Raw genomic sequence first — 26978 nt, 5'->3', positions numbered from 1 at the left:
GGGCCGGGGGCCGGGGCTACAGGGAGGCGATGACGCGGTCGGCGAGGATGTACACCTGCTCGTCACCGCAGCCGAAGGTCAGCGCGTAGGCGCCGAGGACCCCGGAGCTGCCCAGCAGTACCGGGCCGCGCCCCTCGCGCAGCGCGTCCGCGAGCCGCTCCGCGGTCTCGCGGTGGCCGGGGGTCATACAGACCGTGGTGCCGTCGGCGAAGACATACACATCCAGGGTGCCCAGCGGGCCTGGGCGCACATCGGCGAGCGGGGTGTGGGCGTCGGCCAGCGCGGTGAGCCGGGCCACGGTGCGGTCGTGGTCGGCGACGGTGGGGTGCGGCGAGAAGTCCGGGTGCGAGGGGTGGCGCCGGCGCGCGGCCGCCAGCTCGGACGACTCCACGGCCTCGGCCGCCGGCTCCGCGTCCAGGCCGGGATCCGGCTCCAGGTCCACCTCGGCCTCCGCGCCCGTCTCCGGGCACTGGTCCGGTTCGCTCACGAGGTCGAGCGCGTCCAGGTCGATCAGCGGCTCCACCCCGGCCGGGTCGGCCTGCCGGGGCACATACGGGATGACGTCCGGCTGGGGCTCCTCGCCGAGCCCGGCCAGCCTGCCCAGCAGCGGGTGCGCGTCGGCCGCCGCGGCGGTGTCCCGGGCCTCCTGTGCCGCCCAGAACGCCCGCGCCTCGGCCAGCTCGCGCTCCCGCTCCTCGGCGAGCGCGTCGGCGACGGCGGCGCGTATCTCGGCGACGGGGGTGGCGGCGGAGCGGGGCGCGGGGACCGCGACGGGGCCCGGCTCGGCGGCTGTGTCAGGGCTCGTCCCGCCGTCCCGGCCGGCGGTGGGAGCGGCCGCCGCCGCGAGCTCGGCGCGCAGCTCGGCGATCTGGCGCCGGGTGCCGCGGGCGGTGAGCAGGGCGGAGGCGCCCACGGCCGTGGCGGTGGCCGCGGCCAGGAGGGCGGCGATAGTCATGGCGCTCACTGACTTGACTCCCGGTTCCTGTTGATCCCCCGAATTCCTACCTCAGCTTGGCCCGCGCCGCCGCCCCGTGTCAGTGCATAACATCACCAAGTGGACGGAAATCGGGGTCGGCGGATGCGGTGAGGGCCCGGAACACCCCCGCTGAGCTGGGCTTACACCACTCCCCCAGGACCTTGGTCACATCCTGGGGGAGATTCGGTCACAACTCATGTGCTCGCCTCATGTGCTGGGCGCATGTGCCCAGAGAGACTCGGTGTCCTCGGCCCGGCTCAGCTCAGCCGCTCCAGCACCATGGCCATGCCCTGGCCGCCGCCCACGCACATGGTCTCCAGGCCGAACTGCTTGTCGTGGAACTGGAGCGAGTTGATCAGCGTGCCGGTGATCCGGGCGCCGGTCATTCCGAAGGGGTGGCCGACGGCGATCGCGCCGCCGTTCACATTGAGCCGGTCCAGGTCGATGCCCAGGTCGCGGTAGGACGGGATGACCTGCGCGGCGAACGCCTCGTTGATCTCCACCAGGTCGATGTCGCCGATCGCCATCCCGGCGCGGGCGAGCGCCTGCTTGGACGCCTCCACCGGCCCGTAGCCCATGATCTCCGGCGAGAGCGCCGAGACGCCGGTGGACACGATCCGCGCCAGCGGCGTCACGCCCAGCTCGCGCGCCTTGGTGTCCGACATGATCACCAGCGCCGCGGCGCCGTCGTTGAGCGGGCAGCAGTTGCCCGCGGTGATCAGCCCGTCGGGGCGGAAGACCGGCTTGAGCCCGCGTACGCCCTCCAGGGTGGTCCCCGCGCGCGGGCCGTCGTCCTTGGCGACGACCGTGCCGTCCGGGGTCGTCACAGGGGTGATCTCGCGCTCCCAGAAGCCGTTCTTGATGGCCTCCTCGGCGAGGTTCTGCGACCGCACGCCGAACTCGTCCATGTCCTCGCGGGTGATGCCCTTCAGCCGGGCCAGGTTCTCGGCGGTCTGGCCCATCGCGATGTACGCGTCGGGGATCAGACCGTCCTCGCGCGGGTCGTGCCAGTCGGTGCCCTTCTGCTCGGCGCGCGCGGCGGTGCGGGCCTCGGCGTCGGCGAAGAGCGGGTTGTGGGTGTCCGGCAGCCCGTCCGAGGTGCCCTTCACCGAACGGGAGACCATCTCGACGCCCGCCGAGATGAAGACGTCGCCCTCGCCCGCCCTGATCGCGTGCAGCGCCATCCGGGAGGTCTGGAGCGAGGAGGAGCAGTAGCGGGTGATGGTGCAGCCGGGGAGGTGGTCCATGCCCATCTGCACGGCCACGATCCGGCCCAGGTTGTGGCCCTGCTCGCCGCCCGGCAGCCCGCAGCCGAGCATGAGGTCGTCGATGTCGCGCGGGTCCAGCTCGGGGACCTTGGCGAGCGCCGCCTGGATGATCTCGGCGGTCAGGTCGTCCGGCCGCAGCTCCTTGAGCGAACCCTTGAAGGCCCGGCCGATGGGGGAACGGGCGGCAGAGACGATCACGGCTTCGGGCATCACGGCTCCAGATGGCGCGAGGGGCGGGCTGGGTGGACTCTGAGGGAAGTTACCCGCACGTATCGCATGGGTCACGGCATCAGGGCTGTGATGCGGGCCTCTTTTCCAAGCGTACGCTCAGCGCCTCGGGGGCTCAGCGGGCCGCCGGGGGCGGGCCCGTGGAGGAGGGGGCTCCGGCCGGTTTCGGGGCGGCGGGCGTCCGCTCGCCCGAGGCGTGGCCGTCGCGGCGCAGCAGCCGGGCCCAGGGGCCGCGGGCCGCGGTGACCTCGGTGCCGCCCTCGGCCGCCGCCTCCGCCGCGGCCTTGGCCACCGGCAGGATGCCCACGTCGCGGGCCTCCTCGGGCACCTCGGGCCACAGGCCGAGCGCCCCGCACAGCGTCGGCAGAATGGCCATGGCGGCCGTCGCGTAGCCCTCCGCCGAGGGGTGGTAGTTGTCCGGCCCGAACAGCTCGCGCGGGTTGGCCGCGAACTCGGGCCCGAGGAGATCGCCGAGCGAGACCGTACGGCCGCCCTGCTCGACCACCCCGATGGTCTGCGCGGCGGCCAGCTGGCGGCTGAGGCGGCGGGCGATCCAGCGCAGCGGCTGGTAGACGGGCTCGATGGTGCCGAGATCAGGGCAGGTGCCCACCACCACCTCGCAGCCGCCGTCGCGCAGCCTGCGCACCGCCTCCGACAGCAGCCGTACGGACTGGGCGGGCGGCATGCGGTGGGTGACGTCATTGGCGCCGATCATGATCACGCAGACGTCGGGGAGGGTCGTCGGGTCCTCGAGGGCCAGAGTCACCTGGCGCTCCAGGTCATCGGACTGGGCGCCGGGCTGGGCCACGTTGTGCAGGTCGACGGGGAGCTCGGCGACCGCGGCGAGCCCGGAGGCGAGCAGCGCGCCCGGGGTCTGGCTGGGCCGGTGCACGCCCTGCCCGGCGGCGGTGGAGTCGCCGAGAAAGGCCAGCCGCAGCGCGGGCCGGCCGGCGCGGGGGGCGAAGTCGAGACCGTAGCGGCCGTCGGCGCGCGGGGGCGGGTCCTCGGATCCCCCGACCACCCGCTTCGCGTGCGAGACCTCGGTGAGCAGCAGAACGGCGGCCACGCCGCCCAGCAGCCCGATCCCGCCGCCTCCGTACGCCGCCGCGGCGGCGATCCGCCGCGCGACCCTCGCTCTCGACATGGACATGGGTCCAGGTCACCTCCGTCCACACGTCCGTTGCTCCTTTGTACCCTTTTTTGTACGACTTGCTAACCGCTTTTCGCCTGGCTTGTCGCCCGGCTTGTTGCCGCGTTCGCGCTCGGGCGCCACGCACCCGTTAAGCGGTCACAGCGCGCAATAAGCTGGGCAGCACGGGCCCGCGACGGCGGCCGCCCGCCCTGACCGCGGAGAACCCGCTGACTTCGGACCTGGAGCAGGTGTGCAGTACTACGATTCGATGATTGAGCTGGTCGGCAACACCCCGCTGGTAAAGCTCAACAGCGTCACCGAGGGCATCCGGGCGACCGTCCTGGCCAAGGTCGAATACTTCAACCCCGGCGGCTCGGTGAAGGACCGCATCGCGGTGCGGATGATCGAGGCCGCCGAGCGCTCCGGGGCGCTGCGGCCGGGCGGCACGATTGTCGAGCCTACCTCCGGCAACACGGGCGTGGGGCTGGCGATGGTCGCCCAGCGCAAGGGCTACAAGTGCATCTTCGTCTGCCCCGACAAGGTGTCCACCGACAAGATCAATGTGCTGCGGGCGTACGGCGCCGAGGTCGTGGTCTGCCCGACGGCCGTGGACCCCGAGCACCCCGACTCGTACTACAACGTCTCGGACCGCCTGGTGCGCGAGACCCCGGGCGCCTGGAAGCCGGACCAGTACAGCAACCCCGACAACCCGCGCTCGCACTACGAGACGACCGGTCCCGAGCTGTGGGAGCAGACGGAGGGGAAGATCACCCACTTTGTGGCGGGCGTCGGCACCGGCGGCACGATCAGCGGCACCGGCCGCTACCTCAAGGAGGCCAGCGAGGGCCGGGTCCAGGTCGTCGGCGCGGACCCCGAGGGCTCGGTGTACTCCGGCGGCAGCGGCCGCCCGTATCTGATCGAGGGCGTCGGCGAGGACTTCTGGCCGACGGCCTACGACCGGACCGTCGCCGACCGGATCGTCGCGGTCTCCGACAAGGACGCCTTCCAGATGACCCGGCGGCTCGCCCGCGAGGAGGGGCTGCTGGTCGGCGGCTCGTGCGGGATGGCCGTGGTGGCGGCGCTGCGGGTCGCCGAGGAGCTGGGCCCCGACGATGTGGTGGTCGTGCTGCTCCCCGACAGCGGCCGCGGCTACCTTTCTAAAATTTTCAACGACGAGTGGATGGCGGACTACGGCTTCCTGGAGGAGGAGGGCCCGGCGGTGCGCGTCGGCGACGTCCTCCAGGGCAAGGAGGGCGGGCTGCCCTCGCTGGTCCATATGCACCCGGACGAAACGGTCGGTCAGGCCATCGAGGTGCTGCGGGAGTACGGCGTCTCGCAGATGCCCATCGTCAAGCCGGGCGCCGGGCACCCGGACGTGATGGCCGCCGAGGTCATCGGGTCGGTGGTGGAACGCGAGCTGCTGGACGCGCTGTTCGCGCAGCGCGCCGCGCTGACCGACCCGCTGGAGAAGCACATGAGCGCGCCGCTGCCGCACGTCGGCTCGGGCGAGCCGGTCGAGGACCTGATGGCGGTGCTGGGCGGGGCGGACGCGGCCATCGTGCTGGTGGAGGGGAAGCCGAGCGGCGTGGTGAGCCGGCAGGACCTGCTGGCGTACCTGGCCAAGGGCGCTCAGGGCGCTCCCCAGCGGTAGCCGCGGCGGCAGCCGTTCCGGTGGTCAACTGCCGTCTCGGAAAAGGTCGCTCGTCCTTCCGGTAAGTGGTACGTGGGTGTCACGCGCCCGCAGCACGCGCTTAACACAGCTCCGGCACATTAGTGGGTGTCGGAACGGACGACACCGACACCCGAAGAGCGGCGACAAGGACCTCCGGAGCGGCTCCCGGACCTCCATGGTCGCCCGGACGCGACGGCTCGGCTTGCCCCGGCCCGCGTCCCTGGCGGGGACCGCCGTCGTCCCGCCCTCGGTGCTCACGCCGGGGTGCGGCGGTCCCCCCCTATACATCCCCCCGTACATCCCGCTCTCTCTACGTGTCCCAGTCGCCGCGCGTCTCGCGGCGGCGGCGGAGCACGGAGAACCATCCGGACGCGTGCACCGCGTTGACCGCGACGATGCCGCCCCAGGTGACCAGCAGCCCGGACAGCCCCGCGTTGGCCGCGGCGATCGCGGAGAGCGGGATGGCCAGCACGAGCGTGACCACCACGAAGGCGAAGCGCTCGCCGAGCCCGAGCCCGAGGCCGGGACCCTGGCCGGGGAGGCCCGCCGGGTCGGGGCGCGCGCCGCGCGCGGCGGCCATCTGCTCCTCGGCCATCTGCCGCCGCACCTGGCGGTCAGCGGTGTCGTTGAACCGCTGCTCGACCTTCTCCATGAAGGAGTCGACCAGCTCCGTCTCGTACTCCGCCCCCAGCTCCTTGCGCGTCTGGAGGGTGGCGTCGAGTTCGCGCTTCAGTTCGGCGTCACGACTGTCCATGCTCCAACGGTACGGTCTCAGGGACGCGTTGTCGGTGGGGCTAGCCCCCCGAATCGCGTGGGGGGACAGGTAGCCGTACCTCCCGGCCCGCTGTGGAAGGAGCCAGTCCGTGTCCGCACCTCTGCTTACGTCCCTCGCCGGATCGGGAGGCGCGTCGGGAGGCGACCGCCCCGACGCGCTCACCGTGGGCCCCCGCGCCTGCTCGCGCGAGGAGCTGCTCGGCGCCGCGGGCGCGGTCGCGGCCCGTATCGCCGGAGCGCCCGTCGTCGCCGTCCGGGCGACCCCCACGGCGGAGACGGTGGCGGCCGTGGTGGGCGCGCTGCTCGCGGGGGTGCCCGTGGTGCCCGTGCCGCCGGACTCCGGCCCCGCGGAACGGGACCACATCCTCCGGGACTCCAAGGCCGCGCTGCTGCTGACGGGGGAGCCGTCGGAGGACGAGCACGCCGCGCCCGTGGAGACCGTCCCCGTGGACCTGGCGGAGCGCGCGGCGTGGAGCGGGGCCGAACCGGCCCCGGAGTCGACGGCGTTCATCCTCTACACCTCCGGCACCACCGGCGCGCCCAAGGGCGCCCTGATCTCGCGGCGCGCGGTGGCCGCCGACCTGGACGCGCTGGCCGGGGCCTGGGCCTGGACGCCGGAGGACACGCTCGTCCACGGCCTGCCGCTGTTCCATGTGCACGGGCTGGTGCTCGGCGTGCTGGGCGCGCTGCGCGTGGGCAGCCGGCTGGTGCACACTGGCCGGCCGACCCCGGCGGCGTACGCGGCGGCGGGCGGCAGCCTGTACTTCGGCGTGCCGACGGTCTGGCACCGGGTCGTCCAGGACCCGGCCGCCGCCCGCGCGCTCTCCGCCGCCCGGCTCCTGGTGTCCGGCAGCGCCCCGCTCCCCGCGCCCGTCTTCCGCGACCTGGAGCAGCTGACCGGCCACCGCCCGGTCGAGCGCTACGGCATGACGGAGACGCTGATCACCATCAGCACCCGGGCGGACGGCGAGCGCCGCCCCGGCTATGTCGGCACCCCGCTGTCCGGCATCCGCACCCGGATCGCCGCCGAGGAGGGCGCCGAGATCGGCGAGCTCCAGCTCACCGGCCCGACCCTCTTCGACGGCTACCTCAACCGCCCGGAGGCGACCGCCGGCTCGTACACCGAGGACGGCTGGTTCCGCACCGGCGACATCGCCGCCGTCGAGCCCGACGGCTTCCACCGCATCGTCGGCCGGGCCTCCACCGACCTGATCAAGTCCGGCGGCTACCGCATCGGCGCCGGCGAGGTCGAGAACGCGCTGCTGGACCACCCGGCGGTGCGTGAGGCGGCCGTCGTCGGCGCCCCGCACGAGGACCTGGGCCAGCAGATCGTGGCGTATGTCGTCGCCGACGGGGTGAGCGAGGCGGAGCTGATCGACTTCGTCGCCGGGCAGCTCTCCGTCCACAAGCGCCCCCGCAAGGTCCGCTTCCTGGACGCGCTGCCGCGCAACGCCATGGGGAAGCCCCAGAAGAAGCTGCTGCCCCCGGCCTGAGGGCTTCCGGCCTGAGGGACTTCGGCCGGGCGGCGCGGCCCGGGCTGGGCCGCGCCGCCCTTCGGCGGTGCTATCGCTTGGCGAGGCCGTTCCGCTTCACCCAGTCGGCCGCCACCTCGTCCGGGTCCTTCTTCTCGACGTCGACCAGCTTGTTCAGCTTGGCCAGCTCGTCCGTGGTGAGCGCGCCGCCCAGCCGGGCCAGGGCCCTGCGGACCTTGGCGTCGGCCTTGGCGCCGCGCACGACGGGGACGATGTGCTGGGCGGGGATGAGCTGCTTGGGGTCGGCGAGGATGATCCAGCCGTTGGCCTGGATGTCGGGGTCGGTGCTGAAGAGGTTGGCGACGTCGACGTCGCCCTTCTTCAGGGCGCCCTTGACCAGGGGGCCGGAGGCGTCCAGGGACTTGAACTCCTTGAACGTGGTCCCGTAGACGTTCTTCAGACCGACCAGGCCGACGACCCGCTTCTTGTCCTCCGCCGGTCCGCCGAAGACCAGCTTGCCGTCGAGCCGGTGGAGGTCGGCGAGGCTGCGCAGCCCGTACCGGTCGGCCGTCTCCTTGGTGACGGCGAAGACGTCCTTGTCCTCGGCGGCGGCGTACGGGAGGGCTTCCAGGCTGCCGGGGAGGGCGACGGTCAGCGCGTTCTGGAGGTCGCCGGCCTCCGTCTCCTTGGCGGTGTCGTCGAAGTGCAGGAGCAGATTGCCCTGGTACTCGGGGAGCAGGTCGATATCGCCCTGCTGGAGGGCGGGGATGACGATCTCGCGGGAGCCGAGGTTGGGGCGGACGCTCGCCTTGACGCCGGCGCCGCGCAGCGCCTCGGCGTAGAGGTAGCCGAGAATCTGGTTCTCGGTGAAGTTGGCGGTGCCGACGACCAGGCCGCCCGCGCTGCTGCCGCCGCCGGAGCCGCCGTCGTCCGAGCCGCCCTTGAGCGAGGTCACGCCGCCGCAGGCGGCGAGGGCGGGGAGGGAGGCGGCGCCGAGGAGGCCGCCGAGCAGGGCCCTGCGAGTGGGGCGGGGGGCCCGGGGGTTCAGGGAGGTCATGCGGGACTTCTCCTCAGTTCCTCAAGTCGAGTGGGCGTGCGAGGGCGCGGGGCGGTTGCGGAACAGCAGGCGCTGCACTCCGGCCAGCGCCAGGTCCAGGGCGATGGCGAGCGCGGCGACCAGCACCGCCCCGCCCAGCACCTGCACCAGGTCGCGCTGGGCGAGCCCGTCGAAGACGTACCGGCCGAGCCCGCCGAAGCTGACGTACGCGGCGATGGTGGCGGTGGCCACGACCTGCACGGTGGCCAGCCGCAGCCCGGTCATGACCAGGGGGAGCGCGAGGGGCAGCTCGATCCGCAGCAGGACCTGGTGGGCGCGCATGCCCTGGCCGCGCGCGGCGTCCTTGACCTCGGGGTCGACGGCGGCCATGCCGGCGTAGGTGTTGGTGACGATCACCGGGACCGCGAGGGCGACCAGCGAGACGTACACCGGCCACATGCTCAGCCCGCTGGCCAGGAAGACCAGCGTGACCAGGCCGACCGTCGGCAGCGCGCGCCCGAACCCGGCGAGGTTGATGGCCAGGAAGGCGCCGCGGCCGGTGTGGCCGATGAGCAGGCCGACGGGGAGGGCGATCAGGGTGGCGACGACGGTGGCCAGGAGCGAGTACTGGAGGTGTTCGAACAGGCGGGTGGCGATGCCGTCGGGCCCGGACCACTGGGCGCCGCTGGTCAGCCAGACGCCGAGGTTCTTCAGCAGTTCGATCATGTCAGGCACGCCTCCTCAGCCACGGGGTGCACAGCCACTGGACGGTCACCAGCACGGCGTCCGCGGCCAGCGCGAGCAGCAGGGACAGGGCGACTCCGGCGACGACGGGGGTCGGGTAGTTGCGCTGGAAGCCGTCGGTGAACAGCTGGCCCAGGCCGCCGTATCCGATGTAGCTGGCCACGCTGACCAGCGAGATCGCCATCACGGTGGCGACCCGCACGCCCGCCATGATCACGGGGAAGGCGAGCGGCAGCTCGACGGTGAGCAGGGTACGCAGCGGGCGGGCGCCCATCGCCTTGGACGCCTCGCGGGCCTTGGCGGGGACGCTGTCCAGGCCCTCGACGGTGTTCCGCAACAGCACGACCAGGGTGTAGATGGTCAGGCCGGTGATCGCGGTGGTGCGGGTGAGGCCGGTGACCGGCAGCAGCAGCACGAAGATCGCGATGGACGGGATGGTGAACAGGACGTTCGACAGGCCCAGCAGCAGCCCGCGCAGCGGCCGGACGCGGTGGGCGAGCACGGCCAGCGGCACCGCGATCAGGATCCCGAAGAGCACGGAGGGGATGGCGGTGGACAGGTGGTCGAGGGTGAGCCGGACGAGGTCGTCGCGGTGATCGGGGAACCAGCCCCAGTCGATGGTCATGCGGTCACGCCCGCGTCCTGAGGTGTGGCCGTGCCGTCCGTGGCTGTGCCGTTCGCTGCCGCGGCCGTCCGCGCCGCCTCCGCGTGGCGCCGCCCGGCGTGCTCATGGATCAGCTCGCGGTCGGTCACTCCGGTGAGGACGCCGTCGGCGTCCACGCGGGCCACCAGGCCGGCGGGGGAGGCGATCGACTCGTCGAGTGCGGTCAGCAGGGAGTCGCCGTCCCGCAGCGGGCGCACGGGCAGCAGCGGGGCGCGGTCGCCCTGCGGGCCCTCGGTGTCGCGCCAGCCGAGCGGCTCGCCGCGCTCGGAGGTGACCAGCCGCCAGCGCCCGCCCGCTCCCTTCGGGCCCGCCTCCCCGGTGGGCGCGGGGCGCTGCGGCACGTCGGCGAGCGTGGAGAGCGAGAGCAGCTTCAGGCCGCGCTCGGCGCCGAGGAAGCCCGCGACGAAGTCGTCGGCCGGGTCGGCCAGCAGCTCGGCGGGCGGTGCGCACTGCACGAGGTGGCCGCCGGTGCGGAAGACGGCTATGCGGTCGCCGAGCCGCACCGCCTCGTCGATGTCGTGGGTGACGAAGACCACGGTCTTGCGCAGCTCGCTCTGGAGGCGCAGCAGCTCGTTCTGGAGCTGGGTCCGCACGACCGGGTCGACGGCGCCGAAGGGCTCGTCCATCAGCAGCACCGGCGGGTCGGCCGCCAGGGCGCGGGCGACCCCCACGCGCTGCTGCTGGCCGCCGGAGAGCTGGTGCGGGTAGCGCTTGCCGGCGTCGGCGGGCAGGCCGACCAGCTCCAGCAGCTCGGCGGCGCGCGCCCGCGCCTTGCGGCGGCCCCAGCCGAGCAGCAGTGGCACCGTGGCGATGTTGTCGAGCACCGTGCGGTGTGGGAACAGCCCGGCCTGCTGGATGACGTAGCCGATGCCGCGCCGCAGCTCGGCGGCGTCGGCCCGCTGTACGTCACGGCCGCCGACGCTGATGGTGCCGCTGCTGGGCTCGACCATCCGGTTGACCATCCGGAGGGTGGTGGTCTTGCCGCAGCCCGAGGAGCCCACGAGGACCGTGATGCCGCCCTCGGGCAGTTCGAGATCGAGGTCGTCGACGGCGGTGGTGCCGTTCGGGTAGTGCTTGCTGACGCGATTGAAGCTGATCATCCGCTTCCCCTTGCCCTGTCTGCATATAGTCATGCACAGTCGTAGGCGAGTGAATAGAAGTCAAGAGTCCGGTGTTAATCAACGGTTACTTCTGCTCACAATGTGGGACGGAATGTCGATCTCCGTCCGAATAGGGTCCGAACAGGGTGCGGGTGAAAGGGGATCCGCTGGATGTTGTCTCAGATGTTGGGCTCTACGGGCACTGCGGGTACGGCGGGCGGCGCACGCGGTAGCGGCGCCGGGGACAGTGCGGGCGACGCCGCGCCCCAGGTCGTACTGGACGGCCGGACCCTGCGCGTGGCCGATGTGGTGCGGCTCGCCGACCGGACCGCCCGCCCCGCCGCGCCCGACCCGGACGCCTTCGCCCGCGCCGAGCGCTCCTGGGAGACCGCGCTCCGGCTGGCCGCCACCGGGCGCGTCTACGGCCGCAGCACCGGCGTCGGCGCCAACCGCACCGAGGACGTCGGGACCGCCGACCAGGAGCACGGCCTGCGCCTGCTGCGCAGCCACGCCGGCGCCATCGGCGCCCCGCTGCCGGGCCGCGAGGTCCGCGCCATGCTCGCCGTACGCGCCAACCAGCTCCTCGCGGGCGGCGCCGGGCTGCGCCCCGCCGTCGTCACCGCCCTCGCCCAGGCCCTGGAGAGCGGCGCCCACCCGGTCGTCAACGAACACGGCGCGGTCGGCACCGGTGACCTCGCCGCGCTCGCCCAGACCGGCCTCGCCCTCGTCGGCGAACACCCCTGGGACCTCACCGACGCCGCCCCGGAAGGCCGCGCCCCCGCGCCCGTCGAGCTCGACGGCAACGACGCGCTCGCCCTCATCAGCAGCAACGCCCTCACCCTCGGCCAGTCGGCGCTCGCCCTGGACGAGCTGCGCCGGCTGCTGTCCGCCTCGCTCACCGTCGCCGCGCTCTCGCTGATCGCGGTCGGCGGCTCGCTGGAGGCGTACGCCGAGCCCGTGCACGAGGCGCGCCCGCTCCCCGGCTCCGTCGAGGCGGCCGCCCGCATGCGCGCCCTGCTCGGCGCCCCGGCCCGCCCGACGCCGCCGCTGGGCCGGATCCAGGACCCGTACGGCTTCCGCTGCCTGCCGCAGATCCACGGACCGGCGCTGGACGCCGCCGACGCGCTGGAGCGGGTGCTGACCGTCGAGTTCAACGCCGCCGCCGAGAACCCGCTGATATGCGCCGAGGACGAGGCCGCCTACCACCACGGCAACTTCTACGCCGCGCACCTCGCGCTCGGCCTCGACCACTTCCGGCTCGCCACGCTTCAGACCGCCCGGCTGTCCACCGCCCGGCTCGCCGCCCTGTCCGAGCCGGACTTCACCCGGCTGCGGCCCTTCCTCGGCGACGCCGCGTCCGCCAGCTCGGGCGTGATGATCCTGGAGTACGCGGCGGGGGCGGCCCTCGGCGAGCTGCGGGCCGTCTCCCACCCGGCCTCGCTCGGCCACGCCGTGCTCTCGCGCGGCGTCGAGGAGCAGGCCAGCTTCGCCTCGCTCGGCGCCCGGCAGACGCTGCGGGTGATCGACAACTACCGTCAGGTGCTGGGCTGTGAACTGGTCGCGGCCGTACGGGCGCTGCGCCAGCGCGGGCTGGAGCCGGAACCGGAGCTGCCGGTCGGCGCGGCGTTCGCCTTGGCGGCGGACCAGCTCGATCCGAGGATGGAGGACCGTCCGCTGACGCAGGATGTGGCGGTGGCCGCGGGCCTGCTCGACGGGCTGGCGGACATCGGCGTCGCGGGCGCGGAGAGTTGAGCATCGGGGAGTGGGCCCGGGAGGGCCGAGAGGGGCAGGAGAGAGCGATGAGTACGAACACGGGGGCGTCGGCGGAGGCGGAGGCCCTGGCTGCGGCCGGGGCGCGGGACGACGCGGCCGCGGTGCAGGGTGACGCGGCCGGGGCGGGGGCGGGGGCCGGCGCCGCCCGGCTTCAGAAGCTCTTCGAGGGCCACCGGCTGACGCCCACCCAGCGGCGCATCGCCCACTGCATGGTGCGGCGGGCGGCCGACGCGCCGTTCCTGTCGAGCGTCGAGCTCGCCGAGCTGGCCGGCGTCAGCCAGCCGTCGGTGACCCGCTTCGCGGTCGCGCTCGGCTTCGACGGCTACCCGGCGCTGCGCAGGCATCTGCGCGAGGTCGCCCCCGCCGAGCGGGGCGAGGGCGGGGACGCCTACAACGAGTACCAGCAGGCGGTCCAGTCGGAGATCGACAACCTGCGCCATCTGGCGTCCCTGCTCGCCGACCCGGCCCCGGTCGTACGGGCCGGGCGGCTGCTCGCCGAATCCCGGCCGCTGCCGGTGCTCGGCCTGCGCGCGGCCTCCGCCCAGGCGGGCGGCTTCGCGTACTTCGCGCGCAAGGTCCACCCGGACGTACGCCTGCTCGACGAGGGCGGCACCATGCTCGCCGACCGCGTCGACGCGGCGGTGCGCGCGGGCGCGACCGCCCTGCTGTGCTTCGCCCTGCCGCGCCATCCGCGCGAGGTCGTCGAGGGCCTGGAGTACGCCAGGTCCGCCGGGCTGACCGTGGTGACGGTCGCCGACAGCGCCTTCGCGCCGGTCGCCCGCCACAGCGACCTGCTGCTGCCCGCGGCGGTCGGCACCGGGCTCGCCTTCGACACGGCGTGCGCGCCGATGCTGCTGGGGCGGGTGCTGCTGGAGGCGATGTGCGACGCGCTGCCGGACGCGCAGGCGCGGCTGGAGGAGTTCGACGCCAAGGCCGCGGCGCGGAGCCTGTTCGTGGAGTGACCGCCTCTCAGAGAATTCTCAGGCCCGGTGACTGGAGTCCGTCCCTCGAACGCTGTATGCACGGCTTGTACAGGTGACCGGATTCGAGACGAGGAGGTCTGTCGTGGGGCGCGGGGCGTATGCGCTGGCGCGGGTGGCCGTGGTTCTGCGGGCGCCGGCGGGATGGCTGTGGTGGCTGGGCCTGCTGGCCGCCGGCGTCGGGGTGCTGGTGCCGGGGCTGACGGGGCGCCGGATCGGAGTGCTGGCGGGAGCGGCGCTGTTCCTGATCGCGGCGGTCGTGACCTTCCTGGCCCGCCGCGGGCGGTATCTGGAGCTGGCGCGCGCCGCCTCTCGGGCGGGCAGGTCGGTGTTCCTCCAGGACCGTGCGGTGACCGTACGGGCCCGGCGGCGCGCGCTGCGCTGGTGGCTGCTGCTGGCGTTCCTGGCCGCGGTGGGGTCGTCGTTCGCCGTGCCCGCGGCCGTCGGGATGCTGATGGCGGGGGTCGGCGCCGGGCTGTGGGCCAAGGCGCTGTGGCTGGGCCACTGGGAGCGGGCGAACGACGTGCTGCTGTGGGTGCGCGCGGAGTGGGTGGCCCGCGGCGGTCCGGCGGGCAAGGGCGTGAGCGCCTACCGGACGACCGGGATCGTGGCCGGGGACGCCCGGCCGGGCGGGGCCAGGCGGGGCCGCGCGGAGGCCGCGGCGGCGCGCTGACGCGTCACCCGGACCGGGGCGGGGTGCCTTGACCGTTCGCCGGACGGCCCGGAAACCGGGCCGTCCGGCGAACGGGGAAGGCCCCCCGGACGATCACCCGACGGTCAGCGGGAGACGTGGGCCGGAGTGAACTCGACCGGCAGGGCGGCCACGCCCCGCATCCAGATGGACGGCCGCCACTCGATCTCATCGGCGGGAAGCGACAGCACCACATCGGGGATCCGGTCGAGGAGCACCTCGATGGCCGCCTTGGTGATGATCTCGGCCAGCTCCGGCGCCGGCTCCGGGCAGCGGTGCTCACCGTGGCTGAAGGACAGATGGGCCTGGTTGCCGGCGGAGCCGGCGGTGAAGTCGGGCCGCACCTGCGGGTCGGTGTTCGCGGCGGCCAGGCCCAGGATGACGCAGTCGCCCTTCTTGATCTGCTGCCCGCCGAGCCTGGTGTCCTGGGATGCCCAGCGCCCGATGAAGTTCTGGGTCGGGGTGTCCTCCCACAGCACCTCGGTGAGCGCCTGGCTGACGCTGCGGCGCCCGCCGGAGATCGTGACGGCGAACCGGTCGTCGGTCAGCATCAGCCGCAGGGTGTTGCCGATCCAGTTGGACGTGGGCTGCTGACCGGCGGCCATGATCGAGATCATGTCCTGGATGATCTCTTCGTCGCTGAGCCCGGCCGGGTGAGCCGCCATCCGCGAGGGCACGTCCGCCTTGGGCTCACGGCGGCTGCGCTGCACCAACTCCGCCATCTTGGCGGCTATTCGGCCGTACGCCGCGACAGCTCCCTCGCCGTCGTCCAGTGAGGCGGTCATGTCCCGCTCCAGGTCGGCCGTCTCGGAGGGCTCGAGGCCGCAGATCCGGGCCACCACACGCAGCGGGACCTGGCTCGCGTACTCGGTCATCAGCTCGGCCCGGCCGCTGCCCGCGAAGGCGTCGATCAGCTCGTCGGCGACCCGTTCACTGTGCGCGCGCACCTCGAACTGGTCCGCTGCCGACAGGGCGTCGCTGATCGCCCCCGAGCGCCGCTGGTGCTCCGCGCCCTCGGTGAACAGCACGGACGGCTGATAGCCGACGAACGGCAGCAGCGGCCAGTCGTCCGGGATCCGGTCCCAGGCGTGCCAGCGGCGGGAATCGCGGGCGAACAGCTCGGGGTTGGTGGTGACGCGGTGCACCTCGCGGTAGCCGAGGACCAGCCAGGCGGGGATGTCGCCGTCGAGCAGGACCGGGGCGACCGGCCCGTGTTCCCGCCGCAACTGCCCGTAGAGGTCGGCCGGATCCTCCTGGAACCGCAGGGCATGCATGCGTACGCCGCCGGGGTTGTGGGCGGGGCAGCCTACGGGGGGCGAGGGGACCTGGGGATGATTCATGCGGTGTGCTCCTGGGCGGGCGGCACGTTCGCCGGCACGCCGAAGGAGTCCCGCATTGCTCGAACGATTGAACGGCTCAACGTGCTGGGGGCTGGCGTAGGGCCGCCCGACCATACGGAGCCTTGGGTTCCATACGGTGGACGACCTGGGCAAAGGCTAACAGCCACCCGCCGTGTGAAGGGAAGTTGGTGGCTGTACTGAACGCTTGCCGCCGCTGGACTGAACGCGTGCCGGTGCTGGCCGGCGCCGATGGCAGAAGACCTCCAAAGGGGAGGCATCAAAGCCCCGACAGCGCGCCCGTGTGCTCGCCGCCGCTCTCGGCGACGATCTCGTCGACGGACTGCGGCGAGCGTACGGGCGCGAAGCGCACGCGGCCGTTCCTGCCGCCGTTGCCGCCGTTGCCGCCGCTGACCGAGAAGCCGTAGATCCCGGGGCGGGGCAGGCTGTTGTACGCGAAGTGGTTGGAGAAGTAGTACGCGCCCGTGTCCAGCAGCGCGACCAGGTCGCCCGCCTCCAGCGCGGGCAGCGGCCGGTTCACGGCGACCAGGTCGCCCGCGAAGCAGCACGGCCCGGCCACGTCCTGCGGCACCGGGCCGCCCGGCCCGGTCGGCTTGGCCACGCCCTCGCCGTCGTACGCCGCGAGCCGCAACGGCCATGACTCCGGGGCGAAGACGGTGCGCGTGGCCAGCTGGGCGCCCGCGTGGGTGACGGCGATCGGGCGGCCGCCCGCCGACTTGGTGTACTCCACGCGCGCCAGGACCGTGCCGGACTTGGCGACCAGCGACCGCCCGAACTCCGTGACCAGCCCGTACCGGCCGTCGAACAGCCCGGGGACGGTAGCGAGCAGCAGACGGGCGTAGTCGCGGTAGCCGGGGGTGATCTCGTCGGAGCCGAAGTTGACCGGCAGCCCGCCACCGATGTCGAGCGTGTCGATCTGCTGTCGGCCGACCTTCCGGTTGATCTCCTCGGCGAGCTCGTACGCCGCCCGTACGCCCGCCGCCATCAGGTCCAGCGGGCAGCCCTGGGAGCCCACGTGCGCGTGCAGCCGGGTCAGCCAGGGCCGCTTCGTGAACGCGTTCACGACCCACTCGCGCGCCCCCACGTCCAGCAGCGCCACCCCGAACTTCGAGGTCGCGGTGGCGGTGCTGAGCGCCCCGATGCTGCCCCCGCCCACCTGCGGATTGACCCGCAGCCCCAGCGGGCCGGGCGGCAGCGCGGGCCCGGGGCCGCTCCGCGGCGACACCAGCGCGTTCAGGCGGGCCAGCTCCTGCGGGTTGTCGGCGTTGACGGCGATGCCGAGCTCGACGGCCTCGCGCAGCTCGGCGTGGGTCTTGGCGGGCGAGTCGAGCACGATGCGCTCGGGGGCGACCCCCGCGGCCCGGGCCAGGGCCAGCTCGCCGGGGCTGGCCACCTCGCAGCCGATCCCGTCGTCGGCCAGCAGCCGCAGCACGGGGACGAGCGCGGCGGCCTTGACGGCGAAGGCGTGCAGCACGGGGGTGCCCGGCGCGACGACCTCGTCGAAGGCGGCCCGCAGCTCGGCCGCGGCGGCGCGGATGCCCGCCACGTCCAGCAGCCCGACGACGGGCTGGTCGGGGCCGATCAGCCCCTGCTCCACGGCGGCCCGCACCGCCCGCTCCCGCCGGGCGGCCGCGCCCGCCCCCGTTGCCACCGCATTCGATGTCATGTCACCAGCCAACCACCACGCGCCCCCGCCGCCCAGCCCGCTCCGCGGCCCGTCCCACGTGGTGGGCCAGGTGGGTTTCCCCTGCCCCGCCCCTTCCCGGCCCCAGTCGATGTGCGGTCTCCGCCCCGGCCCCCGGGGGCGGGAGCCGGATGCAGGGCTCACCGCGCGGCGGGGGCTCGTCTGGCCGAAAGCCGGGAAGCGGCGGGGCCGCCCCTGGGCCCGGGGGCGTGGGCGGAGCCCCCGGTTCGGGAAGGGGCGGGGTGGGGAAAAGTGACCGTCGGCCGGGCTTAGCCGGTGGAGCCCAGGTCGCGGCCGAGGTCGCGCAGCGGGCCGCCGACGCGCTGCGCGAGCCCGTCGCGCAGCTCCGTCAGCCGTTCGATGCGCTCGTCGAGATACGTCAGCCGGCGCCGGACGATCATATTGGGGAGCGTGCACAGACCGGGCTCCCCGTCCGTCCGGGGCTCGGTGGCCGCGGGGCGGTCGCGGCGGTTCGCGGGGAGCGCCTCGATGGCCGCCACGAGGGCCCGTACGTCCTCGATGGTCAGGCCGGCGGTCAGTAGTTCGCGCACGGCGCGCAGATGGCGCACGTCCTCGGCCGTGTAGTCGCGGTGCCCGGAGGGCGTGCGGCGCGCGGTGAGCAGCCCGCGCTGCTCGTAGTAGCGCAGCGCCCGTGGCGTCAGCCCGGCGGCCGCCGCCGCGTCCCCGATGCGCATGGGTCCCCCCGTTCCTTTGCGCCTTGACGCCTTGGCGCCTTGGCGCCATTGTCGCGCCGCGCCGTCTACAACTCCACCAGCACCGCGCCGACATGGCGCCCCTCGACCAGCTCGCACAGCGCGCGCGGCGCCTGCTCGACGCCCCGCAGCCGGATGTGCGGATAGGCCATCGTGCCCTCGCGCAGCGCGCGGCCGAATTCGCGCACGTACTCGGGATACGCGTCCATGTGGTCGTAGGCCGCGATGCCGCGCAGCGTGATCCCCCGCGCGATGAGGGCGAAGGTGCTGATCGCGGTGGTGGCCATGGCGTCGCCGGTCAGCTGGGCGGACAGCGCGCCGACGAGGGCGAAGCGGGCGCCCCGGCGGGCCACGGCCAGCGCCGCCAGCAGCTGCTCGCCGCCGACGTTGTCGAAGAGCACGTCGATGCCGTCCGGGGCCGCCTCGCGCAGCTGGGCCTCGATCGGCCCGGCGCCCCGGACCACGGCCGCGTCGTAGCCGAGCTCCTCGACCAGGTAGTCGGCCTTGCGCCGGGAGCCGGTGGAACCGATGACCCGGGCGGCGCCGTGCAGCCGGGCGAACTGCCCCGCCAGCGTGCCGACCCCGCCGGCCGCGCCGGTGACGAACACGGTGTCCCCGGCCCGCACCTCCGCCCCGCGCACCACGCCCAGCCAGGAGGCGAAGCCCTGCGAGAGATACGCGGCGGGGTCGGGCAGCCCCTCCGGGCCCAGCCGCTCCGCCTCCGCGGCCTCCACGAGCGCGTACTCGCGCCAGCCCAGCCGGTGCCGGACCAGCTCGCCGGGGGCGAGATCGGTGCCGGGTGCGGCGACCACCTCGCCGACGGCCGGGCCGTGCATGGGGTCGCCGGGCCGCTGGAGCAACTGGGACAGTTCGAAGCTGTCGGGGTCGGCGAGGGTCAGGGGCCGCATCACGGCGGCGACGTTCATGAGCCGGTTGCGGACCAGCACCTGCCCCGGGCCGGGCTCGGGCACGGGGGCGGTGACGACCTCGAAGTGGTCGGTGGTGAGCGTGGTCCGGGGGCGGTCGGCCAGGAGTACCTGGCGGTGGGTGGCGGGCACGGATCCGGGCACGGGCGCAGGCTGTGACATGGAGCGCTCCTCGGTGTGGAGGTGTCGCGGTGGAGCGGAACGCCGAGACGGTAAGACCTGACGTATACGTCAACCGCAAGTCCGCCTCCCGGAACACTCCGTGAGCCCGGTGTTGACTAACCTTATTCATCGACGCAAAGATGTGAATATATTGATCCAGTCAACGGCAGGGAGGCACGGCCCATGTCAGGACCGCGACCCGTACGCGCACCGTGTGGCACCGAACTCAGTGCCCTGGGATGGCAGCAGGAAGCCGCTCTGCGGATGCTCCAGAACAACCTCGACCCGGAGGTCGCCGAGCACCCGGACAAGCTCGTCGTCTACGGCGGCACGGGCAAGGCGGCGCGCGACTGGCGCTCGTTCGACGCCATGGTCCGCACGCTCACCACGCTGAAGCAGGACGAGACGATGCTGGTCCAGTCGGGCCGGCCGGTCGGCGTCATGCAGACCCACGAGTGGGCGCCGCGCGTGCTGATCGCCAACTCCAACCTGGTCGGCGACTGGGCCAACTGGGAGGAGTTCCGCCGTCTGGAGGCGCTCGGCCTGACCATGTACGGCCAGATGACCGCCGGCTCGTGGATCTACATCGGCACCCAGGGCATCCTCCAGGGCACGTACGAGACCTTCGCCGCGGTCGCCGCGAAGCTGCATTCAATGGGTAAAGGGGTCAACGGCACCCTGGCCGGGACCATCACCCTCACCGCCGGCCTCGGTGGCATGGGCGGCGCGCAGCCGCTCGCGGTCACCATGAACGACGGCGTCGCCATCTGCATCGACTGCGACCCGCGCGCCATCGAGCGCCGCATCGCCCACCGCTACCTGGACGTACGGGCCGACAGCCTGGACCACGCCCTCCAGCTGGCCGTCGAGGCGCGTGACGCCAGGCGGCCGCTGTCCATCGGCGTCCTGGGCAACGCGGCCGAGCTGGTCCCCCAGCTGCTCGCGATGAACGCCCCCATCGACATCGTCACCGACCAGACCAGTGCCCACGACCCGCTGGCGTATCTGCCGCTGGGCGTGGACTTCGACGAGATGGCCTCGTACGCCGCCGAGAAGCCCGCCGACTTCACCCAGCGGGCCCGCGAGGCCATGGCGCGGCACGTCGAGGCCATGGTCGGCTTCATGGACGCGGGCGCCGAGGTCTTCGACTACGGCAACTCGATCCGCGGCGAGGCCCAGCTGGCCGGATACGACCGCGCCTTCGCCTTCCCCGGCTTCGTGCCCGCCTACATCCGCCCGCTCTTCTGCGAGGGCAAGGGCCCCTTCCGCTGGGCGGCCCTGTCCGGCGACCCCAAGGACATCGCGGCCACCGACAAGGCCATCCTCGACCTCTTCCCGGAGAACGAGTCGCTGGCCCGCTGGATCAAGATGGCGGGGGAGCGGGTCCACTTCCAGGGCCTGCCCGCCCGGATCTGCTGGCTCGGCTACGGCGAGCGCGACAAGGCGGGTGAGCGCTTCAACGACATGGTGGCCGACGGCACGCTCGCCGCGCCGCTCGCCATCGGCCGCGACCACCTGGACTGCGGCTCGGTGGCCTCCCCGTACCGCGAGACGGAGGCGATGCTCGACGGCTCGGACGCGATCGCGGACTGGCCGCTGCTCAACGCCATGGTCAACGTCGCCTCGGGCGCGTCCTGGGTCTCCATCCACCACGGCGGCGGCGTCGGCATGGGCCGCTCCATCCACGCGGGCCAGGTCACGGTCGCCGACGGCACGGCGCTGGCGGGCGAGAAGATCCGCCGCGTGCTGACGAACGACCCGGGCATGGGCGTGATCCGCCACGTGGACGCGGGCTACGACCGCGCGGACGAGGTAGCGACGGAACGAGGCGTTCGCATCCCCATGCGCGAGGAGGACACCGCATGAGTGTGGGCAATCGTCCCGCAGAGGGGGCACCTCCCAGCGGTAGCTGGGGGAGGGACGGGTGGGCACACCCCGACCACCGGCCCGCACCCGCGCACGAAACGGAACCTCAGGCGGCGACCGGCGCACCCGGGGCCACGTTCCACGAGATGTGGCGCGACCTCCTCCCCATCGGCCGCAACCAGGCAACCACCGGCTACCGCCGCTACGCCTGGACCCCCGCCGACGCCGACTGCCGCGCCTGGTTCCGCGCCCAAGCGGAGACCCGCGGCCTCGCCTACGAGGAGGACCGCAACGGCAACCAGTGGGCCTGGCTCGGCGACCCGACCGCCGGGGACGCTGTCGTCACGGGCTCGCACCTGGACTCCGTGCCGGACGGCGGCGCCTTCGACGGCCCGCTCGGCGTCGTCTCCTCCTTCGCCGCGCTGGACGAGCTGCGCTCGCGCGGGGCGCGCCCCGCCAAGCCGCTCGCCGTCGTCAACTTCGGCGACGAGGAGGGCGCCCGCTTCGGCCTGGCCTGCGTGGGCTCGCGGCTGGCCGCCGGGCAGCTGAGCGCCGAGCAGGCGCACGCGCTGCGCGACGGCGACGGGGTGAGCCTGGCGCAGGCCATGGAGCGCGCCGGGTACGACCCGGAGGCGATCGGCCCGGACCCGGAGCGGCTGGCCCGCATCGGCGCGTTCGTGGAGCTGCACATCGAGCAGGGCCGCGCCCTGGCGGATGGCCCGCACCCCGTCGGCGTCGCCTCCGCCATCTGGCCGCACGGCCGCTGGCGGTTCGACTTCCACGGCGAGGCCAACCACGCCGGGACGACCCGGCTGGAGGACCGCCGCGACCCGATGCTGACCTACGCGAACACCGTCCTGGCCGCGCGCAAGAAGGCGCGGCTCGCCGGGGCGCTGGCGACCTTCGGCAAGGTCGGCGTGGAGCCGAACGGCGTCAACGCCATCGCCTCGCTGGTGCGGGGCTGGCTGGATTCCCGGGCCCCCGACGAGGAGACGCTGGCGGCCGTCGTCGGCGAGATCGAGCGCGCGGCCGTGGAGCGCGGGCTGCGGGACGGCGTGGAGGTCAAGGTCACGCGGGAGTCGTTCACGCCGGTGGTGGAGTTCGCCCATGGCCTCCGCGACGAGCTGGCGGGGCTCCTCGGCGGGGCCCCGGTCCTGCCCACCGGCGCGGGACACGACGCGGGCATTTTGTCCGCGTCCGTACCGACCGCCATGCTGTTTGTAAGGAACCCCACCGGCGTCTCGCACTCACCCGCCGAGACGGCGGCCGAGGATGACTGCCTCGCCGGGGTGACGGCACTCGCCGACGTACTGGAGGGCCTGGCGTGTCGCTGACGGCGCAGACCTACTGGGCGGAGCATGCCTGGCTGGGCGAGAGCGTGCAGCCGAACGTGCTCATCGTGACGGCGGTCGACGGCCGGATCAAGGAGGTGCGGGCGGATACGCCCGTGCCGCCCGCCGGGGCCGTCTGGCTGCGTGGGCTGACCCTCCCGGGCCTGGCCAACGCCCACAGCCACGCCTTTCACCGCGCCCTGCGCGGCGTGGTCCAGGCGGGCAGTGGCACCTTCTGGACCTGGCGGGAGGTGATGTACGGCGTCGCGGACAAGCTCACCCCCGAGCGCTACTTCGATCTCGCCCGCGCCGTCTACGCCGAGATGACCATGGCGGGCATCACCTGCGTCGGCGAGTTCCACTACCTCCATCACGCGCCCGGAGGCACCCGCTACGACCACCCCAACGCGATGGGGGAGGCCCTGATCGCGGCCGCCGCCGAGGCCGGGATCCGGATCACCCTCCTCGACACCTGCTATCTCTCCTCCGGTTTCGGGGCCGAGCCCGACGCCCACCAGCTGCGCTTCTCCGACGGCACGGCGGAGGCCTGGGCGGAGCGGGTGTCCGCGCTCAAGGGGGACGGCAACACCCGTATCGGCGCGGCCGTCCACTCGGTGCGGGCGGTGCCCGTGGACCAGCTGGGGACCGTCTCCGGCTGGGCCGACCACCATGCCGCCCCGCTCCATGTCCACCTCTCGGAGCAGACCGCCGAGAACGACGCCTGCGTCGAGGCGCACGGCTTCACCCCCACCCGGGTGCTCGCCGACCACGGGGTGCTCGGCCCGCGCACCACGGCCGTGCACGCCACCCATCTCACCCCCGGGGACATCCGGCTGCTGGGCCACTCGGCCACCGGTGTCTGCATGTGCCCGACCACCGAGCGCGATCTCGCCGACGGCATCGGCCCGGCCGCCCAGCTGGAGCAGGCGGGCTCCACCCTCTCGCTGGGCAGCGACAGCCATGCCGTGATCGACATCCTGGAGGAGGCACGCGCCATGGAGATGGACGAGCGGCTGCACACCCGCACCCGGGGCCACTGGAGCGCGCCCCGGCTACTGCGCGCCGCCACCGCCGACGGCCACGCCGCCCTCGGCTGGGGCGACGACGCGGGCCGGATCGAGCCCGGTGCGCTCGCCGACCTCACGACGATCGCACTGGATTCCGTCCGCACGGCGGGACCGCCGCCCGCCCTCGGCGCCGAGACGGCCGTATTCGCGGCGACCAACGCGGATGTCCGGCACACCGTGGTCGGCGGGCGCCATGTCGTACGGGACGGGGCGCACCAGCTCGTCCCCCGAGTCCCCGAGGCCCTGGCCGAGGCCATCGCGGCCCTGCGGGACTGAGCCACAGCACCATGCCCGGCCCGGTGACCGGCCCCATGACCGGCCGCTTCACGACCGGCCATTTCACCACCGGCCCCATGAGGGCCCGGTGACCGGCCAGATGAAGGAGAACGCCCGCGATGACGACCGCGACCGCCATCATCGACATCTCCACCCTCGTCACCAACGACCCCTCCCTCGGCGAAGGCCCCCTCGGTCTGATCCGGGACGCGGCCGTCGTGATGGAGGACGACCGCATCGCCTGGATCGGTGACTCGAGCAAAGCACCCGCCACCGACAATCAGGTCGACGCCGGCGGCCGGGCGCTGCTCCCCGGCTTCGTGGACTCCCACTCCCACCTCGTCTTCGCGGGCGACCGGACGGAGGAGTTCAACGCCCGGATGTCCGGCCGCCCGTACAGCGCGGGCGGCATCCGCACCACGGTGGCCGCCACCCGCGCCGCCTCCGACCAGGACCTGGACGCGAATGTGGCGCACTACGTCCGCGAGGCGCGCCGCCAGGGCACCACGACCCTGGAGATCAAGTCCGGCTACGGCCTGACCTCCCAGGACGAGGCCCGCTCGCTGGAGGTCGCCTCCGCCTACACCGACGAGGTCACCTATCTGGGCGCCCATGTCGTGCCGCCCGAGTTCGCCGACGACGCCGCCGCGTACGTGGATCTGGTCACCGGCCCGATGCTGGACCTCTGCGCCCCGCGCGCCCGCTGGATCGACGTGTTCTGCGAGCGGGGCGCCTTCGACGGCGACCAGGCGCGTACGATCCTCACCGCCGGAGCGCGGCGGGGGCTGACCCCGCGTGTGCACGCCAACCAGCTGACCCAGGGCCCCGGCGTCCAGCTGGCCGTCGAGCTGGGTGCCGCCTCCGCCGACCACTGCACCCACCTCTCCGACGCCGATGTCGACGCCCTGGCCCAGGGCGACACGGTCGCCACGCTGCTGCCGGGCGCGGAGTTCTCCACCCGCTCGCCGTACCCCGACGCGCGCCGGCTGCTGGACGCGGGCGTGACCGTGGCGCTCTCGCCCGACTGCAACCCGGGCTCGTCCTTCACCAGCTCCATGTCCTTCTGCGTCGCGCTGGCCGTCCGTGAGATGCGGATGACCCCGGACGAGGCGGTCTGGGCGGCCACGGCCGGCGGGGCGCGGGCCCTGCGCCGTACCGACGTCGGCCGGGTCGCCGTCGGCCTCCGCGCCGATCTGGTCCTGCTGGACGCCCCCTCGCACGTCCACCTCGCCTACCGCCCCGGCGTCCCTCTCGTCGCGGCGGCCTGGCACGGCGGCACGCTGGTCTGACGGACGTTCCCTACGCCGGCACCTCCAGGACCGCCTTACCGCGCACCCGGCGGCCGAGCAGCGCCTCGGCCGCCTCGGTGGCTCGCGACCAGTCGCCCCGCCAGGCGATCTGCGGGTCAAGCTCGCCGCTCGCCACGAGCCCGGCCAGCCACGACAGGTCCTCGGCCAGCCCGTCCACGTCGTCCAGCAGGAAGTACGTGGTGATGGACCGGTTGTGTCCTTCGTTGCCGAAGAAGGCCCCGTACGGGAAGCTCTCGCCGTCGCCGCCGTTGTGCCCCAGGGCGATCAGCGTCCCGTGCGGGGCCAGGGTCGCGTACGCGGCGACCAGCGCCGCGCCGCCGACCAGGTCGATCACGCCGTGCACCGGCTCGGCCGGCTTCACCGCGGCCGGTTCTCCGGCGCTCACGATGACCTCGTGCGCCCCCAGCGCGCGCAGCTCGGCCTCCTTCGACGGATCCGAGGTGGCCGCGACGACGTGCGCGCCGCCCCGGGCCGCCAGCTGTACGGCGAAGCGCCCGACCCCGCCGCCCGCGCCCGTCACCAGCACCCGCCGGCCCAGGATCGGCCCGAGGCGGCGCAGCGCGCGCAGCGCGGAGCCCGCGGCCACCGGCAGCGTGCTGACCGCCCCGGGGTCGGTGCCGGGCGGGACGGCGGCGAGCAGGCCGGTGTCCACCGCGCGCAGCTCGGCCCAGGCTCCGTCGGCGCCGAGGGAGACCACGGGCGTGCCGGCGGTCGGCCCGGAGCCGTCCGCCGCCGCCCGGACCACCACGCCCGCCGCGTCCCAGCCGGGCACGGCCCCGTCCTCGCCGCCGGGCAGGACGTGGGAGACCTCGCCGTAGTTGAGCGAGAACGCCTCGACCCGCACCAGCGCCTGGTGGGGCGCGGGCTCGGGGTCCGGGACTTCGGCCAGGGACAGATGCCCGGGGGCCGCATGGTCGATCGTCAGTGCGCGCACGTCCGCCTCCGCGGTTCACAGATGCTGCTGATCAAGGAATCCCATAGTGCCACTCAGTGGCATAAGCCTACAAGTGGCAAAAGACCCGGGGAGGCGCCGGGCGGTAGGCTGCCGGGCGTGGTGAACGAACTGCCGCTGCGCGAGCGCAAGAAGCTGCGCACCCGCGAGGCCCTGGTCGAGACCGCCCTGGCGCTCTTCTCGGAGAAGGGGTTCTGCGCGGTCACGCTCGATGAGCTGGTGGGCGCGGTGGAGGTGTCCAAGCGCACGTTCTTCCGTACGTTCGCCTCCAAAGAGGACGTCGCGCTCGCGCCCGAGAAGGAGCTGTGGGCCGCGTACGGCGCGCGCATCGAGGCGCAGCCGCTGACCGGCCCGCTGCTGACGGCGCTCGAGGACACGCTCTTCGCCGCCGTGGCGGACATGGCGGACGGCTGGGAGCGCCGCTTCCGCGTCAGCCGCGCACTCGCCGACCGCACCCCGGCGCTGACCGCGCACAGCCTCGGACACTGCGCGGACGTCACCGACGCCCTCGTGCGCTCCGTCGCACGCCGCCGGCCCGACTCGGCGACCGACGAGTTGCGGGTGCGGCTGCTGCTCGAGCTGATGCTGGCGGCGTGGCGCAGCGCGCTCAAGGAGTGGGCGCGGGCCCCGGGCGAGCCGGGCCGCGACGAGCTGCGGGCGCGGACGCGCGAGGCGCTGAACGCGCTTCCGGGAGTCGCCGGCCTGATCACCGACTCCACCCGGGGCTGACGCGCGGCGGACGGGGAGTCATGTCCCGGAAATGCCAGGTTTTTCGGCCGATGTATTCGATGTGGGGAATGCGTGCGGGGAATGGCCGCGGGGG

23 protein-coding genes are annotated in these 26978 nt (G+C 73.7%); 10 read left to right on the top strand and 13 right to left on the bottom strand.

Features of this window, described 5'->3' with window-relative positions; all coding sequences use genetic code 11:
* Nucleotides 1-16: 16 nt before the first annotated feature.
* The 3 genes from ACH4S9_RS29305 to ACH4S9_RS29295 form a co-directional block, all read right to left on the bottom strand.
* Entirely contained in the window at nucleotides 17-955 is a 939-nt protein-coding gene (locus ACH4S9_RS29305) for a hypothetical protein (RefSeq protein WP_385350075.1), read from the bottom strand.
* 278 nt (nucleotides 956-1233) lie between these two features.
* Nucleotides 1234-2454: an acetyl-CoA C-acetyltransferase gene (locus tag ACH4S9_RS29300; RefSeq protein ID WP_385350055.1), complete on the bottom strand. Its 1221-nt coding sequence runs from the start codon at nucleotides 2452-2454 to the stop codon at nucleotides 1234-1236.
* Between the two features lie 133 nt (nucleotides 2455-2587).
* Entirely contained in the window at nucleotides 2588-3622 is a 1035-nt protein-coding gene (locus tag ACH4S9_RS29295; protein WP_385350052.1) for an SGNH/GDSL hydrolase family protein, read from the bottom strand.
* Between the two features lie 232 nt (nucleotides 3623-3854).
* On the opposite strand from ACH4S9_RS29295, the gene ACH4S9_RS29290 reads away from it, so the two are divergent.
* A complete protein-coding gene (locus ACH4S9_RS29290) occupies nucleotides 3855-5255 on the top strand; it encodes a cystathionine beta-synthase (RefSeq protein ID WP_352134655.1) in 1401 nt (466 codons plus the stop codon).
* 331 nt (nucleotides 5256-5586) lie between these two features.
* Here the strand turns inward: ACH4S9_RS29290 and ACH4S9_RS29285 are convergent, their stop codons facing one another.
* The gene (locus ACH4S9_RS29285) at nucleotides 5587-6030 is read right to left on the bottom strand and encodes a hypothetical protein (protein ID WP_311729385.1); all 444 of its coding nucleotides are present in this window, start codon (nucleotides 6028-6030) and stop codon (nucleotides 5587-5589) included.
* Nucleotides 6031-6139: 109 nt separating this feature from the next.
* Here ACH4S9_RS29285 and ACH4S9_RS29280 point away from each other — a divergent pair, with 109 nt between their 5' ends.
* Nucleotides 6140-7543 (top strand): acyl-CoA synthetase, encoded by a 1404-nt coding sequence (locus ACH4S9_RS29280; protein ID WP_398374507.1) that lies wholly within the window; start codon nucleotides 6140-6142, stop codon nucleotides 7541-7543.
* A 70-nt stretch (nucleotides 7544-7613) separates the two neighbouring features.
* Here the strand turns inward: ACH4S9_RS29280 and ACH4S9_RS29275 are convergent, their stop codons facing one another.
* Genes ACH4S9_RS29275 through ACH4S9_RS29260 form a run of 4 tightly spaced genes read right to left on the bottom strand, consistent with a single transcriptional unit; the run spans nucleotide 7614 to nucleotide 11066 of the window.
* Nucleotides 7614-8579, bottom strand: a complete 966-nt coding sequence (locus ACH4S9_RS29275) for an ABC transporter substrate-binding protein (protein WP_398374505.1) — start codon at nucleotides 8577-8579, stop codon at nucleotides 7614-7616.
* Between the two features lie 21 nt (nucleotides 8580-8600).
* Nucleotides 8601-9284, bottom strand: coding sequence for an ABC transporter permease (locus tag ACH4S9_RS29270; protein WP_398374873.1), 684 nt, complete (start codon nucleotides 9282-9284; stop codon nucleotides 8601-8603).
* 1 nt (nucleotide 9285) lies between these two features.
* Nucleotides 9286-9927, bottom strand: a complete 642-nt coding sequence (locus tag ACH4S9_RS29265; RefSeq protein ID WP_311729388.1) for an ABC transporter permease — start codon at nucleotides 9925-9927, stop codon at nucleotides 9286-9288.
* Entirely contained in the window at nucleotides 9924-11066 is a 1143-nt protein-coding gene (locus tag ACH4S9_RS29260; RefSeq protein ID WP_398374504.1) for an ABC transporter ATP-binding protein, read from the bottom strand. Before ACH4S9_RS29260 ends, ACH4S9_RS29265 begins: the two co-directional genes overlap by 4 nt.
* A gap of 183 nt (nucleotides 11067-11249) precedes the next feature.
* Here ACH4S9_RS29260 and ACH4S9_RS29255 point away from each other — a divergent pair, with 183 nt between their 5' ends.
* The 3 genes from ACH4S9_RS29255 to ACH4S9_RS29245 all read left to right on the top strand — a co-directional run bounded on the left by ACH4S9_RS29255 (nucleotide 11250) and on the right by ACH4S9_RS29245 (nucleotide 14492).
* Entirely contained in the window at nucleotides 11250-12818 is a 1569-nt protein-coding gene (locus tag ACH4S9_RS29255; protein ID WP_398374503.1) for an aromatic amino acid ammonia-lyase, read from the top strand.
* Between the two features lie 47 nt (nucleotides 12819-12865).
* The gene (locus ACH4S9_RS29250) at nucleotides 12866-13801 is read left to right on the top strand and encodes a MurR/RpiR family transcriptional regulator (protein WP_311729391.1); all 936 of its coding nucleotides are present in this window, start codon (nucleotides 12866-12868) and stop codon (nucleotides 13799-13801) included.
* A gap of 103 nt (nucleotides 13802-13904) precedes the next feature.
* A complete protein-coding gene (locus tag ACH4S9_RS29245; RefSeq protein ID WP_398374502.1) occupies nucleotides 13905-14492 on the top strand; it encodes a hypothetical protein in 588 nt (195 codons plus the stop codon).
* A gap of 104 nt (nucleotides 14493-14596) precedes the next feature.
* Here the strand turns inward: ACH4S9_RS29245 and ACH4S9_RS29240 are convergent, their stop codons facing one another.
* The 4 genes from ACH4S9_RS29240 to ACH4S9_RS29225 all read right to left on the bottom strand — a co-directional run bounded on the left by ACH4S9_RS29240 (nucleotide 14597) and on the right by ACH4S9_RS29225 (nucleotide 19353).
* Nucleotides 14597-15850 carry a cytochrome P450 gene (locus ACH4S9_RS29240; RefSeq protein WP_311729393.1) on the bottom strand — a complete coding sequence of 418 codons (1254 nt, stop codon included), beginning with the start codon at nucleotides 15848-15850 and terminating at the stop codon, nucleotides 14597-14599.
* Between the two features lie 277 nt (nucleotides 15851-16127).
* Nucleotides 16128-17534: a diaminopimelate decarboxylase gene (locus ACH4S9_RS29235; protein WP_311729394.1), complete on the bottom strand. Its 1407-nt coding sequence runs from the start codon at nucleotides 17532-17534 to the stop codon at nucleotides 16128-16130.
* 287 nt (nucleotides 17535-17821) lie between these two features.
* A complete protein-coding gene (locus ACH4S9_RS29230; RefSeq protein ID WP_398374501.1) occupies nucleotides 17822-18247 on the bottom strand; it encodes a MerR family transcriptional regulator in 426 nt (141 codons plus the stop codon).
* A 65-nt stretch (nucleotides 18248-18312) separates the two neighbouring features.
* Nucleotides 18313-19353: an MDR family NADP-dependent oxidoreductase gene (locus ACH4S9_RS29225; RefSeq protein ID WP_398374499.1), complete on the bottom strand. Its 1041-nt coding sequence runs from the start codon at nucleotides 19351-19353 to the stop codon at nucleotides 18313-18315.
* 183 nt (nucleotides 19354-19536) lie between these two features.
* On the opposite strand from ACH4S9_RS29225, the gene hutU reads away from it, so the two are divergent.
* From hutU to hutI, 4 genes are all read left to right on the top strand, one after another.
* Nucleotides 19537-21219, top strand: a complete 1683-nt coding sequence (gene hutU / locus ACH4S9_RS29220; protein WP_398374498.1) for a urocanate hydratase — start codon at nucleotides 19537-19539, stop codon at nucleotides 21217-21219.
* Nucleotides 21220-21365: 146 nt separating this feature from the next.
* Complete coding sequence (locus ACH4S9_RS29215; protein ID WP_385350025.1) at nucleotides 21366-22553, top strand: allantoate amidohydrolase; 1188 nt, start codon at nucleotides 21366-21368, stop codon at nucleotides 22551-22553.
* A complete protein-coding gene (locus ACH4S9_RS29210) occupies nucleotides 22544-23893 on the top strand; it encodes a formimidoylglutamate deiminase (protein ID WP_398374497.1) in 1350 nt (449 codons plus the stop codon). The genes ACH4S9_RS29215 and ACH4S9_RS29210 overlap by 10 nt, the downstream gene beginning before the upstream one ends.
* 119 nt (nucleotides 23894-24012) lie before the next feature.
* Nucleotides 24013-25182 carry an imidazolonepropionase gene (gene hutI / locus ACH4S9_RS29205; RefSeq protein ID WP_311729400.1) on the top strand — a complete coding sequence of 390 codons (1170 nt, stop codon included), beginning with the start codon at nucleotides 24013-24015 and terminating at the stop codon, nucleotides 25180-25182.
* A 10-nt stretch (nucleotides 25183-25192) separates the two neighbouring features.
* Here hutI and ACH4S9_RS29200 read toward each other — a convergent pair whose 3' ends face one another.
* A complete protein-coding gene (locus tag ACH4S9_RS29200) occupies nucleotides 25193-26137 on the bottom strand; it encodes a zinc-binding dehydrogenase (RefSeq protein ID WP_398374496.1) in 945 nt (314 codons plus the stop codon).
* 117 nt (nucleotides 26138-26254) lie between these two features.
* Here ACH4S9_RS29200 and ACH4S9_RS29195 point away from each other — a divergent pair, with 117 nt between their 5' ends.
* Nucleotides 26255-26884, top strand: a complete 630-nt coding sequence (locus ACH4S9_RS29195; protein ID WP_398374495.1) for a TetR/AcrR family transcriptional regulator — start codon at nucleotides 26255-26257, stop codon at nucleotides 26882-26884.
* Nucleotides 26885-26978 lie beyond the last annotated feature (94 nt).

Source organism: Streptomyces sp. NPDC021225 (assembly GCF_044332865.1).
Taxonomy (GTDB): domain Bacteria; phylum Actinomycetota; class Actinomycetes; order Streptomycetales; family Streptomycetaceae; genus Streptomyces.
The sequence above is the reverse complement of the archived record's forward strand: the minus strand, read 5'-3'. Positions and strand labels throughout refer to the sequence as shown.